The sequence below is a fragment of the Paenibacillus sp. D51F genome (assembly GCF_053345695.1).
Window position 1 is genome coordinate 225,239 of record NZ_JBKFAO010000007.1, and the last position, 11,804, is coordinate 237,042.

Genomic DNA, 11,804 nt, shown 5'->3' on the forward strand with positions numbered 1-11,804 from the left:
AAACAAGGGTTGGGATATCATGAAACGTTTTGTCATTTTGGGCGGCGGCTACGGCGGCATGGCTCTGGCTCAGGAACTGCTTGACGGGGACATTCCGTCCGATACGATCATCGTCCTGATCGACCGCATGCCTTTCCAAGGCCTCAAGACGGAATATTACGCGCTGGCTGCCGGCACTTCGCCGGAGATCGAGCTGCGCGTCGCGTTCCCCAACGACCCCCGTCTGCTTATCACCTACGGTGAAGTGACGGGTATCGATCTGGAGAACAAGCACATCCTATTGGAAGGCCAGGATCCCGTGTCGTACGATTGGCTGTCGATCGGGCTTGGCTGCACGGACAACTATCACGGCATTCCCGGCGCGGAGAAATATTCCAGCAGCATCCAGACGTTCTCCGCGACGCGCAGGACGTACCGCAGGATCGGAGACGTCAAGCCTTACGGCCAAGTATCCATCATCGGCGGAGGCCTCAGCGGCGTCGAGATCGCGGCTGAGCTGCGCGAGAGCAGAGGCGATCTCAACATCCGCATCATCGACCGCGGACCGAGCATCCTCTCGGCATTTCCGACGAAGCTGAAGACGTACGTGTCGTCATGGTTCCTGGAGCATCATGTGGAAATGAGGGGCAACGTCTCCCTCAAGCTGCTCGAGGGCGGCATTCTGCATGACGGCAACTCCCCGGAGCCGATCTATACCGATGCGACGATCTGGACGGCCGGCATCCAGCCGGTCGATGTCGTCCAGGATCTCAATGTGCCCAAAGACAACCAGGGCCGGCTCGTCGTAAACGAGCTGCATCAGCTCCCGGACCATCCGGAAGTGTTCGTCATCGGCGACTGCGCCTCGGTGCCGTTCTCTCCCAGCGGACAGCTGGCGGGAGCGATGGGCAAGCAAGTGGCCGACGTCATGCAGGCCGTATGGAAAGGCCGCACGCCCAAGCTTGGACAGATCAAGCTCAAGGGCACGCTCGGTTCGCTCGGCAAAAAAGCCGGTTTCGGCCTCATGGGCAAGACGGCCATTATGGGCCGTGTGCCCCGAGTGCTCAAAACCGGCGTGCTGTGGCGCTCCAAAAATCATTTCGGCTAAGCTCTATAAATCGTCGATCAGCTTGTCCAGCGCGGCGCGCTCGGCGGCGCTGACGGCGATTTTTTCTGAGATGGCGGCTTCAAGCTCCTCGACGCTCCCGGCGCTCACGATCTCTCCATCCACCATGGCAAACGGGAACAAATAGCATTCGCCGCAGTTGCCGAGACAGCCGTATTCGATGACTTCAAGCTCGGGATCGAGCTCGTATTGCTTCATCAGCCGGTCGGTGCCGTGATGCATATTGCTGGAGCAGAATTCGATGATCGGTTTCAACATGATGTCGTTTCACCTCTTTGCTTTGCCGTCCATTTTCAATTGAATGGCTTTGTATTATAATAGATAAGAAAGGAGTTGATTGCAATGAGCGAAAACGCACAAAGCACGATGTATGATGAGGTACTGGACGTTCTTGACAAGCTCCGTCCCTTCCTGCAGCGCGACGGCGGCGACGTTGAACTCGTCGACGTGGAAGACGGCATCGTCAAGCTTCGCCTGATGGGCGCTTGCGGCAGCTGCCCCAGCTCCACCATCACGCTGAAGGCCGGCATCGAGCGCGCCCTGCTTGAAGAAGTCGAAGGCGTGCAAGAGGTCATGCAAGTCTTCTAATTGCCCGCATCCATCATCATCGCGATATACAGACGAGCGGCCGATCGCCTCCTTGGAGGCGATCGGCCGCTCGTGCTTTTGTCTCAGGGCTGGACCGGCTTGATGCTCGTGCGAATCGGATCGAAGCCGCCTGTCACATCGATGATGTTGCCGGTCAGGAAGTCCGATTGCGGCAGGCAGAGGAACGAAATGACCCTCGCCACGTCTTCTCCGGTGCCAGGCCGGCCGAGCGGCGAATCCGGATCTCTCATTCCGTCGACGTCGGCAATGGACTTCTCCTTGAAGTCGCCCCGGATATCGCCGGGACAGACCATGTTGACCGTTATGCCATGCTCGCCTTCCTCGACGGCAAGCGTCTTGGTGAAGGAGACGAGGCCGGTCTTGGCCGCCGCATAGACGGCGCGATGCGGCCACGCTCTGCCTTCCATCGCATGGCCGAACCCGAAATGGATGATGCGTCCCCAGCCGCTCTTGCGCATGCCTGGCAGCAATTTGCGGTCAAGCAGCATTGCGCCAAGCAGATTGCCATGAAGCAGGGAAATGATCTCCTCGTCGTCATAATCGGCGAATACTCTCCGCTCCCGGATGAACGGGCCGGCATTGTTCACCAGAATATCGACGCTTCCGCTCAGCTTCAGCGCCTCCTCGGCCAGCCTGCCCGTGTCGCCGGGGTCGGCGATGTCCGCTTCCACCGCGGTCGCGCGCACTCCGTATTGCTGTGCCAAGCGCCGAGCGAGCTCATCTGCCTCCGCCCCGCTGGAACGGTAGTTCAGGACGATATCGCATCCCAGCCGGGCCAGCTCAGCGGCCGCCCGTTTGCCCAGCCCTTTGGCGCTGCCCGTTATGAGCGCCGTTTTTCCATTCAGCTCCACGCTTCTCCTCCTTGCCTCGACTCACTTGCTTACGGCAGGCTTCAATAGAGACAAAGCATAATCGAACACGAGATGGACGGTTCCCGCCGCCATGTCCAGGCATTGGGCCAGATCCTCCATCTGGCTGTTGATATCCTCCAGCTTCACTTCGTCTCCGAAGTTGAGATGCAGCTGCATCAGATCGTCCTGCAGCTCGGAGTTCATGCTGTGGATCTCGACATTCCGCCTTTTCCGCAATCGGACGATCGGCTCGTCATATTGGTTCTTAAGATCCGTGAGCGGACCGGCAAGCCCCGGATGAAGCTTTTTATCCCGCATCCGGTGCAGCACCGTAAAGTAGGAGAACTGCCTCTTGAATTGCTCCGTTTCCAGTGACAGCATGTCATTGAGCAGCGTGCCCAGCTTGTCCAGCAACGCGAACAGCCGGATGAAGGCATTTTTGTCGAAATAGACGTAGCGCCTGTAATTCAGCCGTTCATCCGGGCCCATGTCCTCGACGCTGGAGCTCGTGACCATCGCGCAGAAGCGTGATGCCGCGTAGCAGCTCTGCTCCAGCTCATCAAGGGAAGCGATCAGGCCGATCGTCCATACCTCGTAAGTCCGCGCCTTATGATTGCGGTCCTTGCCTTCCTCCACGAGCTTGTGGAGAAGGGAGGCATAATCGGCCATCGCTTGGACCGCTTCGGCCATCTTGCCCTCAGGCTTGGCCGGCGCTTCCCCGAACAACATTCTCAGCATGGACCTTCCTCCTCCGGATTTTCTTAGCTTCTGTGCAGCAGAGCCAAAAACCTTCAGGCATTCAGGATTTAGGGAAATATTCCTTCCATCTGCCGTCGACCAGAGAAACGATATCCTCCCGAGGGAACAGCTCGTCCGGATACCCCGGCTTCATGCGGGCATCGATGACGATCGGAAGGCGGTAGGCCATATGATGGCGCCTCGCTTCCGAGAGGGCATAGATATCGTCCGCGGGATTGAACCGGGTGAATACCGTCCACAGGAACGGCGTCTGGGCCGAAGCGACCGTGCTGGCGTCATCGACCAGGACGATCAGCGGCCAGTCGGTTCCTTTCTCGGCGGCTCTCTCCAATACTTTGGACGCAAGCTCCGGATCCGAAGCATAGTCCGCTCCGGAGACGGTCAGGCAGCCGCGGCAATAAACCGCGATGTCGCTGATTTCGGCGATCGGGCCTTCCGTATACTCATGCGGCAGTTCACGCACTGGCTCGCCGACGCCCATCAGAAGCGCCTTGCTGCCATGGTTGAGCTTGCCGCTCGTGTAATCGAGCGTATCATGCGATGTGTTGTCGAAGACGAACAGGTCGGTCTCCGGGCGGAAGCGCTCCAAAATCGTCTCCAGCAGCACGTCGAAGCGGGACAGGTCGACCGGCTGGTCGGTCAGCATCAGGAACTTGGTCAGCGTCAGCTGGCCTTCGCCAAGAATGCGGAAGCCGGTCGCAAGCGCCTCGCGCGAATAGCTCTCCCGCACGACAGCGGCGGCCAAGGCGTGGACGCCGGTCTCCGCGTAAGCCCACAGATCCTTCACGCCAGGCATGGCCATCGGGAAAGCCGGGCTGAGCAGCCGCTGCAGATATTCCCCCAGGTAGTAGTCCTCCTGCCGCGGCTTGCCGACGATCGTCGCCGGGTAGATCGCATCCTTGCGGTGATGCACATGGCTGACATTGAATACCGGGAAATCATGCTGCAGGGAATAATAGCCGAAATGGTCTCCGAACGGGCCTTCGGGCCTGCGCAGATGCGGCGGCACGCTGCCGTGGATCGAGAACTCGGCTTCCGCCGGAATGCGGTGGCGTCCCAGCGGATCCTGGGTGACCGGAAGCTTGCTGCCGAGAATGAGCGATGCGATCATCAGCTCCGGCAGATGCTCCGGAACGGGAGCGATCGCCGAGGCGATCAGCGCCGGAGGTCCCCCGAGGAATACGCTTACCGGCAGCTCCTGGTTGTTCCTCTCCGCTTCGTGATAATGGAAGCCGCCGCCTTTGTGGATCTGCCAGTGCATGCCGGTCGTCGAGTCGTCGAAGATCTGCATGCGGTACATGCCGACATTATGCTTCTTCGGATGAGACGGATGCTCCGTATACACGAGCGGAAGCGTGACGAAAGGACCGCCGTCATCCTGCCAGCTGGTCAGGAACGGCAGCCCCTTCAGCGGGTTTTCCCTGCGGACGGCCTGCATGACCGGCGCAGCGCTGTTCGGAACGTTTTTGAGTCCTACCTTGAGCAGATCCTTCACCATGCCTCGCTCGCCCCATACGGCTCCGAGCGTTGGCGGCAGCAGGCGGTCCATCGCGCCGACGACCGTCTTCATCAGCTCCTCGGGCTTCGTGCCGAACGCCAGATCGACGCGGCGGGCGGTGCCGAACATATTGGTCAGGACGGGGAAGGTGCTGCCCTTCACGTTCGTGAACAGCAGGGCAGGTCCTTCCTCTTCGATCACTCGCCGGTGAATTTCCGCCAGCTCCAAATTCGGATCCACCGGAGCCTCGATGACGGCCAGGTCGTTGTCCTTGCGCAGCGCTTCTACGAATTGCCTTAGGTTTGCAAAAGTCATTGATCGGCTCCTAACGTCTCTTCCGGGCTTGGACACCCAGGTCTATAAGGATGGAGAACAAGATCGTAATGATGAGATTGTGGACCATATTGGTGAAGATGAACCATTGGTCGTTGCCGATGGTCGCGGTCAGCCATGCACCGCTGAAAATCTGGCAAATGACCAGAATGAACACCCAAAGGGCAGAGCGCGCGGCCGGGTCGGCGCTTCCGGCTTGCTTGCGGACATGAAGGAAAAGGCCGAGAAGCACGAAGAAAAGAATCAGTCCGGCGATCCGGTGGACGAAGACGATGCCGGTCGCTCCATTGATCTCCGGAACGAGCTCGCCGTTGCACAGCGGCCAGCCGAGGCAGCCCCCTCCAGAGTCGGTATGGCGGATGAAGGCGCCGAGGTAAACGACGACGTAACAATAGATCGCCGCAGATAAAACCCTGGTATACACGGAGCCTGGAAGCATCGATGCCGAGGCGGGATCATGCCCCTTGTCCATCCGCCTCACCCACAGGACGAGCAGCACCGTCGAGGCGACCGCAAGCAGCGAGATGCCGAAGTGGAGCGCCATGACGGGAGGGCTCTGGTACCAGACGACGGCAGCGGCGCCCATCAGCGCCTGCACGATCGTGAAGAACAGCGTCAGGCCGGCGAACCAGAGCGGCTCGCGGAAGCGGCGGTAGACCATCACGGTCATGACAAAGGTAGCTACGACGATGATGCCGACCAGTCCGGTCACGACGCGATGCGAATATTCTATGGCTGTCTCGAGGGTAAAGGCGGGAATGAACTTGCCGTTGCATAGCGGCCAGTCATCGCCGCAGCCCCTTCCGGAGCCCGTATTGGTCACGAGAGCGCCTGCAAGCAGGACGAGGAACATGCCGATGCTGGACATCCATGCAAGCAGGCGGTATAGGCGGGAGATCATCGTTTGTTAGTCACCCCTTCGATGGATACAACCCTCATTATAGCGGCAAAAAAATGCAAAAGCCATGTTGAAAATGTGACGATAATGGCATCATTCCGCGTCGGATCAGACATGATTTGTACAAGCATTCCGGCGTTATTTTGTCCCGCTGAAGCTGGCAGCTTGCATGCCCTTAACGGGGAATAAATAACGCATGCAGCATAAAAGCCCATCAGAGAGTGGCCCCTGATGGGCTGGCTGCCAAGCCGGGCTGCGCCGAGGCTTACAGCGCGGCAGATACTTCGATCGCGCGGCCGAGGAACTGCTCGATCTCGTCTCTCGATTTGCGCAGCTTGCTGACGAAGCGGATGACTTCCTTGCCTTCGCGGAAAGCGATGAAGCTCGGAATGCCGAGAATGTTCAGCTCGGAGCATAGCTCGGGCAGATCGTCGCGGTCGATCTCGATGAACTCGATCTTGCCCGCGTAGTTCTGCTCGATCTCCGGCATGAACGGATCGATGAAGTGGCAATCGGGACACCAGGTCGTCTTGAAGACAGCCACCGTGACGCCGGAAGAGGCGACGGTTTCGCGGAACTGTTCGTCGGTCGTTACTTTGCGCATGTCAATCACCCTTTTAGTATGGATTTACTCTATCGTACCGAGTTTGAACCGTTTTGTAAAAGTCCTGCCGCCTAGCCTCCGGGAGAATCATTATCGGGAACCGTGCGCTTCCGTCTCCCGGCGCCCGAAGCGGCGGACCAGAGGAAGCAGAATCTTGCGGAGAGCGCCAGGGAAGGAGCTTGCGTCGGCTTCCCTGATGACGCCGAGCGCGATGAGCAGGAACAGGTAGAACATGCCCATCACGGCGCCAGTGGCGATGGTGCCGGCAAAAAAGACGAGCTTGGAAGGGAGAATCGAGCCGAGCACGCCTCTGACAGTCATGTCGGTCCCGTAGCCTGCCCCGGCGGCGATGACGATCGTCAGCAGGTATGCAGGCCAGCGGCGGCCGAGCACGTTCAGCTTCACCTTGTTCTGGATCGCCCTCATATTCAGCCAGGTGATGATCATGAAGCAGAGCATGGAAGCGATGATGAAGCCATAGCCGCCCAGCAGCGGGCCGAGCGCCAGGCTGCCGACGATCTTGACGGCGTAGCCGATGATGGCGCTGATCATCGCCGGACGCGGATTGCCGAGTCCGAACAGGATCGAGTTGCTCGTCATCATCGTGATCTGGAAGATCGTGCCGATCGTCAGAGCGGCCACGACGCCGCTGGCGCCGGGATCCGAGAACAGCAGCCCGTTCACGGAATGCGCTCCAACCGTCAGCACCAGGGCGACAGGCACGCCGGTGAAGACGACGATGCGCATGACGAGCGAAGCCTGCTTGCGCACTTCATCCAGCCGTCCGACGGAATTGGCGGCGGATAGCACCGGAATGATCGACTGGCTGAGCGCGATCGCCAGAATCGGCGGGATGCCGGCGATCGACTGCGCGTTGAAGATGAGATAGTCGCGGATGCGGCTCGCCGTATCATAGGCGCTGTAATAGCTGTCCGTCCAACGGATGAAGAAGGTCGAGTCGATCAGATAGATGAACTGAACCGTCATCGCCGTGACGACGATCGGCACCGACATGGCGAAAATTTCCTTGTAGATGCTGCGCAGCCGCACCGGAGGAGCCGCCGCCTCGGACGCTGCCGCGCTCTCGCGGGCCGCCCGGCCGAGCGAGCGCTCCTCCTCCATGTCGGAGCGCTTCAGCTTGCGGGCGTAATACAGCATGACGAGGAAGGCGCCGATGCTGCCGAACACGCTGCCGAAAGTCGCGGCGGCGGAAATCCAGCGGTCCGTCCAGCCGAGATTGAGCACGATGAGCGCAAGTCCGATGCCGACGAGCACACGCGCGATCTGCTCGACGATCTGGGAAATGCCGCCTGCCGACATCATCTGCCTGCCCTGGAAGTACCCGCGCATCATCGCGATGATCGGGAACAGCAGCAGCGCCGGCGCGATCGCCCGGATCGATGAGGAGGCTTCCGGCGTGCGGACGAAGCTGGAGGCGTAATAAGGCGCGAATATGTACAGCAGCGTCGACAGCAGGACGCCGGTGACGGCGCCGAACAGCAGCGCGGCGCGGTAGATCCGCTGGGCTTCGCGCGGCCTTCCGAGCGCGTAGCGTTCCGAAACCATCTTGCTGATGGCGCTCGGAATGCCGGCCGTGGCGATGATGAGCAGGTATAGATAGACCGTATTGGCGATGCCGAAATACCCGTTGCCGGGTCCGGAGAACATATAATCCAGCGGAACCCGCTGGAACAGTCCGAGCACCCGAGCGATGAGCGCGGCCGCCGCCAGAATTAGAGTGCCCCGGATGAGGGAGTCTTTTTTGACCATGTTGTCGGGTTCCTTCTTCCTTCACGAATAATACGAATGACCCTGCTAGTGTACCACAAAACGGTTCCCCCCCACACCCGTCCATCCCGAATAGGCGCATGCGCTGCCGCGGCAAGAAAAAATCCCGCAGAGAATTCTGCGGGATCGATGGGCTCTGCTGCAGCCGGGTTTGCCCCCGCTGCTGGAACTATACGTTTTTAGGCGAAATCGGCTCCAGCGAAGGCACGCTTTGGCCGCGCACCGGAACAGCCGCTCCGGATGGTGCCGCCCATTTGACGGAGTTGGAGATGACCTTCAGCACGTTGGCATCGTAGTAAGTCGGATGCGTCTCGTGGCCCGGACGGAAGTAGAAGATCTTGCCTTGGCCGCGGTGGAACGTGCAGCCGCTGCGGAAGACGTTGCCGCCTTCGAACCAGCTGACGAACACAAGCTCGTCCGGAGCCGGGATATCGAAGTGCTCGCCGTACATTTCTTCCTGCTCCAGCGCGAACTGCTCCGGCAGGCCGGCTGCGATCGGATGCGCGGGATCGACGACCCAGATGCGCTCGCGCTCGCCGGCTTCGCGCCATTTCAGGTCGCAGCCCGTGCCCATGAGCTTCTTGAAGATTTTGGAGAAGTGGCCGGAGTGGAGGACGATGAGGCCCATGCCTTCCATGACGCGCTTGTGGACACGCTCCACGATGGCGTCCTCGACGCGGTCATGCGCCATATGGCCCCACCAGATCAGAACGTCGGTGTTGTTCAGGACGTCTTCGCTCAGGCCGTGCTCCGCTTCCTCCAGCGTTGCCGTCTTGATGTCGAGGCCGGAGTCTGCAAGCCCTTTGGCCAGCGTGTTGTGGATTCCGTCCGGATAGATGTTGCGGACTTCCTCATGTTCTTTCTCGTGGACGAATTCGTTCCAGATCGTCAGTTTGATCATTGATGGTGAACTCCTTTAAGTAGATATTGGGAAGATGGACATCAGAATGCGAGCCAGAGGATGAACAGGATGATCATGGCGAGCTGCAGGACGATCTTCACGGCCGTGCTCGACAGCAGGCCGACGACGGCGCCGATGCCGGACATGAAGGTGCGCTTCAGGATCGGTCCCGATACGGGCTCCTTGTCCATGACGATCTTGTACAGCTCCCCGATCATCGCTCCAGCCAGCGGGCCGATGATGAGGCCGAACGCCGGAATGGCGAACGGGCCGACGATCAGCCCGATCGTGCTGCCGACGACGGATGCCCGGGAGCCGCCGAATTTCTTGACGCCCCATGCGCTCACGGCGTAATCGGCGATGAACAGGACGACGACGATGAGCGTCTGGATCGTCCAGAACATCCAGCCGAACGGCGAGAAGCTGATGAAGAGGCCGTAGACGAAAAAGGCCGCGTAGATGGCGAGCGCTCCCGGAAGGATCGGATAGACCGTTCCGGCCATGCCGACAAGGAACAGGATGACGACGAGTATCCAGCCGATGATCGCTAGCGTCATCGCCGGCTCACCCTTTCAGCAGCATGTCGCGGATGACATGCGCGACTCCATGCTCGTTGTTGCTCAGCGTAACGGCGTCCGCCGCTTCCTTGACGGCCGCCTGGGCATTGCCCATGGCGACGCCGAGCCCGGCTTGGCGGATCGCCTCGATATCGTTGAGGCTGTCTCCGACAGCGACGGCCTGGGACATCTCGATGCCGAGCACGCCGCACAGCTCGCGGATGGCGGTCGCCTTGTTCACTCCGGCGGGATTGAGCTCGAGGTTCCACGGAGACGAGTTGGTGATCTCCAGCGAGCCCCAGCTCTCGACCTCGCGGCGGATCTCCTCGCGGATGGAGTCGTTCTCGGTATGATAGCCGAATTTGAGCCAGTGGAAATTATCGTAGCCGTCCGCCGGCTCGATCCACTTTTCCTTGTTGAAGACGCCCTCGACGGAGTATCCCCAGAACCAGGGCTCAGCATGCTGGACGGCAAGCCTGTGCAGACGCTTGATCTCCGAGGCGTTCATGAGCGTCCTCCGGTAGAGCACATGCGGCTTGCTCCAGATCTCGCTTCCGTTCACCGTGATCATCGGGGTGTCCAGCCCGAGCTGCTCCGCGAACGGCAAAGCTCCCTGGAAGCCCCTGCCGGTCGAGAAGCAGACGGTTATTCCCGCCTCCATCGCCCGGCGGATCCACTCCGCGTTCTCTTCGCTTATCGTCTGCTCGTCCGTCAGCAGCGTCCCGTCCATATCGAGGGCAAGCAGTTTGTAATCTCTCATATGTTCCTCCCTGCCAGATGGTGTTGCTTGATATTTTATCATATCGGACAAGGATTCCAAATGCGATTCAGCCGGCTGGATTCATTATACGCCCAGGCGCTGCGGCTGCGCGCCTGCCTATTTTGGCGCATCTGCATGGTATTTTGGCTACGGAGGCGCTCTTTCGGTTTCCGCAAATAAAAAAATCGATGGCAGACCGGCATCCAGCCGTCAGCCATCGATGAAAGAAAGAGCGGAACGAGAAGGCGAAATCCGCTCAGGCGGCTCCCTCCAGGCTTCTGCGCCTCCGCCGCAGCCGTCCCGCCATGAGGCCGTGCTTCGGCGAAAGGACGAATGCAGCCGCGAACAATGCCGCGGCAGCCGCCACGATGCAGCCGGCGATGGAAGCGTCCAGCCATACGGCGAGCAGGAAGCCCAGGAACGTGGAGAGCACGCCGCAAGCCGCGCTGATCGCGATCATCCTGCCGAGTCGGTCGGTGAGCAGATAGGCGGTGGACGGCGGGATGACGAGCAGTCCGACGACGAGAATCGCGCCTACGCTTTCGAAGGAGCTCACCGTCGTGATCGATACGAGGCCCATCAGCAAGTAATGGAACAGGGCGGCCGGAATGCCTAACGCCGCCGCCAGCAGCGGATCGAACGCGCACAGCTTGAACTGCTTGTAGAACAGTCCGATGACGGCGAGGATCAGCGTCAGCGCTCCCCCGAGCAGCCATACGGAGCGCGGCCCGATGCCGACCCCGCCGATCTCGAGCGTATTCCAGGCCGCATAAGCGATCTCCCCGTAGAGGACGCAGTCCAGGTCGAGGTCGACCTGCCTGGCGTTCAGGCTGATGAGCACGACTCCGATCGCGAACAGCGAAGTGAAGATGACGCCGATCGAGGCATCGCTCTGGATTCCCCGCTGGTTGAACCATTGGATGAGAAAGACGCACAGCAGCCCCATGAAGGCAGCGGCGATGAGCATCAGGATCGAATCCCGCGATCCGCTGAACATATAAGCGATGACGATTCCCGGCAATACGGAATGGCTGATGGCATCTCCGATCAGAGCCATGCGGCGCAGGATGAGGAAGCAGCCGAGTACGGCGCAGCTCACGGCGGCCAGGGAGCCGGTCAGCAAAATCCAGAAATCCATCAT

Annotated in this window: 13 protein-coding genes; 2 read left to right on the plus strand and 11 right to left on the minus strand. The window is 60.1% G+C overall.

From position 1 onward, the window contains the following. The first annotated feature begins 19 nt into the window (after nt 1–19). On the plus strand, nt 20–1,087 hold the full coding sequence (locus ACLBWT_RS14840) for an NAD(P)/FAD-dependent oxidoreductase (RefSeq protein ID WP_447663911.1): 1,068 nt from the start codon (nt 20–22) through the stop codon (nt 1,085–1,087). A 3-nt stretch (nt 1,088–1,090) separates the two neighbouring features. On the opposite strand, the gene ACLBWT_RS14845 is transcribed toward ACLBWT_RS14840, so the two are convergent. Beyond that, nucleotides 1,091–1,360 carry a YuzB family protein gene (locus ACLBWT_RS14845; protein ID WP_447663989.1) on the minus strand — a complete coding sequence of 90 codons (270 nt, stop codon included), beginning with the start codon at nt 1,358–1,360 and terminating at the stop codon, nt 1,091–1,093. Nucleotides 1,361–1,447: 87 nt separating this feature from the next. Here ACLBWT_RS14845 and ACLBWT_RS14850 point away from each other — a divergent pair, with 87 nt between their 5' ends. Beyond that, entirely contained in the window at nt 1,448–1,693 is a 246-nt protein-coding gene (locus ACLBWT_RS14850; RefSeq protein WP_048744982.1) for a NifU family protein, read from the plus strand. 83 nt (nt 1,694–1,776) lie between these two features. Here the strand turns inward: ACLBWT_RS14850 and ACLBWT_RS14855 are convergent, their stop codons facing one another. From ACLBWT_RS14855 to ACLBWT_RS14900, 10 genes are all read right to left on the minus strand, one after another. Continuing rightward, nucleotides 1,777–2,565, minus strand: a complete 789-nt coding sequence (locus ACLBWT_RS14855; protein ID WP_447663912.1) for an SDR family oxidoreductase — start codon at nt 2,563–2,565, stop codon at nt 1,777–1,779. Nucleotides 2,566–2,586: 21 nt separating this feature from the next. After that, on the minus strand, nt 2,587–3,303 hold the full coding sequence (locus tag ACLBWT_RS14860; RefSeq protein ID WP_447663913.1) for a Cthe_2314 family HEPN domain-containing protein: 717 nt from the start codon (nt 3,301–3,303) through the stop codon (nt 2,587–2,589). 61 nt (nt 3,304–3,364) lie between these two features. Further along, nucleotides 3,365–5,137 (minus strand): UbiD family decarboxylase, encoded by a 1,773-nt coding sequence (locus ACLBWT_RS14865; protein WP_447663914.1) that lies wholly within the window; start codon nt 5,135–5,137, stop codon nt 3,365–3,367. A gap of 10 nt (nt 5,138–5,147) precedes the next feature. Then, nucleotides 5,148–6,056: a COX15/CtaA family protein gene (locus tag ACLBWT_RS14870; protein WP_447663915.1), complete on the minus strand. Its 909-nt coding sequence runs from the start codon at nt 6,054–6,056 to the stop codon at nt 5,148–5,150. A gap of 262 nt (nt 6,057–6,318) precedes the next feature. After that, complete coding sequence (locus ACLBWT_RS14875; RefSeq protein WP_447663990.1) at nt 6,319–6,681, minus strand: thioredoxin family protein; 363 nt, start codon at nt 6,679–6,681, stop codon at nt 6,319–6,321. A gap of 66 nt (nt 6,682–6,747) precedes the next feature. Next, nucleotides 6,748–8,427, minus strand: coding sequence for a putative polysaccharide biosynthesis protein (locus ACLBWT_RS14880; RefSeq protein WP_447663916.1), 1,680 nt, complete (start codon nt 8,425–8,427; stop codon nt 6,748–6,750). A gap of 187 nt (nt 8,428–8,614) precedes the next feature. Continuing rightward, nucleotides 8,615–9,346, minus strand: coding sequence for a ThuA domain-containing protein (locus ACLBWT_RS14885; protein WP_447663917.1), 732 nt, complete (start codon nt 9,344–9,346; stop codon nt 8,615–8,617). 41 nt (nt 9,347–9,387) lie between these two features. Continuing rightward, nucleotides 9,388–9,903 (minus strand): DUF456 domain-containing protein, encoded by a 516-nt coding sequence (locus ACLBWT_RS14890; protein WP_447663918.1) that lies wholly within the window; start codon nt 9,901–9,903, stop codon nt 9,388–9,390. Between the two features lie 7 nt (nt 9,904–9,910). Then, nucleotides 9,911–10,663, minus strand: coding sequence for a Cof-type HAD-IIB family hydrolase (locus ACLBWT_RS14895; protein WP_447663919.1), 753 nt, complete (start codon nt 10,661–10,663; stop codon nt 9,911–9,913). Nucleotides 10,664–10,919: 256 nt separating this feature from the next. After that, the gene (locus ACLBWT_RS14900; RefSeq protein ID WP_076353703.1) at nt 10,920–11,804 is read right to left on the minus strand and encodes a metal ABC transporter permease; all 885 of its coding nucleotides are present in this window, start codon (nt 11,802–11,804) and stop codon (nt 10,920–10,922) included.

What these genes read in the sequence shown, in the direction of transcription:
- ACLBWT_RS14840 (WP_447663911.1), top strand. Translation starts at nt 20, where the DNA reads ATGAAACGTTTTGTCATTTTGGGCGGCGGCTACGGCGGCATGGCTCTG.
- ACLBWT_RS14850 (WP_048744982.1), top strand. Translation starts at nt 1,448, where the DNA reads ATGAGCGAAAACGCACAAAGCACGATGTATGATGAGGTACTGGACGTT.
- ACLBWT_RS14860 (WP_447663913.1), bottom strand. Translation starts at nt 3,303, where the DNA reads ATGCTGAGAATGTTGTTCGGGGAAGCGCCGGCCAAGCCTGAGGGCAAG.
- ACLBWT_RS14865 (WP_447663914.1), bottom strand. Translation starts at nt 5,137, where the DNA reads ATGACTTTTGCAAACCTAAGGCAATTCGTAGAAGCGCTGCGCAAGGAC.
- ACLBWT_RS14870 (WP_447663915.1), bottom strand. Translation starts at nt 6,056, where the DNA reads ATGATCTCCCGCCTATACCGCCTGCTTGCATGGATGTCCAGCATCGGC.
- ACLBWT_RS14880 (WP_447663916.1), bottom strand. Translation starts at nt 8,427, where the DNA reads ATGGTCAAAAAAGACTCCCTCATCCGGGGCACTCTAATTCTGGCGGCG.
- ACLBWT_RS14885 (WP_447663917.1), bottom strand. Translation starts at nt 9,346, where the DNA reads ATGATCAAACTGACGATCTGGAACGAATTCGTCCACGAGAAAGAACAT.
- ACLBWT_RS14890 (WP_447663918.1), bottom strand. Translation starts at nt 9,903, where the DNA reads ATGACGCTAGCGATCATCGGCTGGATACTCGTCGTCATCCTGTTCCTT.
- ACLBWT_RS14895 (WP_447663919.1), bottom strand. Translation starts at nt 10,663, where the DNA reads ATGAGAGATTACAAACTGCTTGCCCTCGATATGGACGGGACGCTGCTG.
- ACLBWT_RS14900 (WP_076353703.1), bottom strand. Translation starts at nt 11,804, where the DNA reads ATGATGGATTTCTGGATTTTGCTGACCGGCTCCCTGGCCGCCGTGAGC.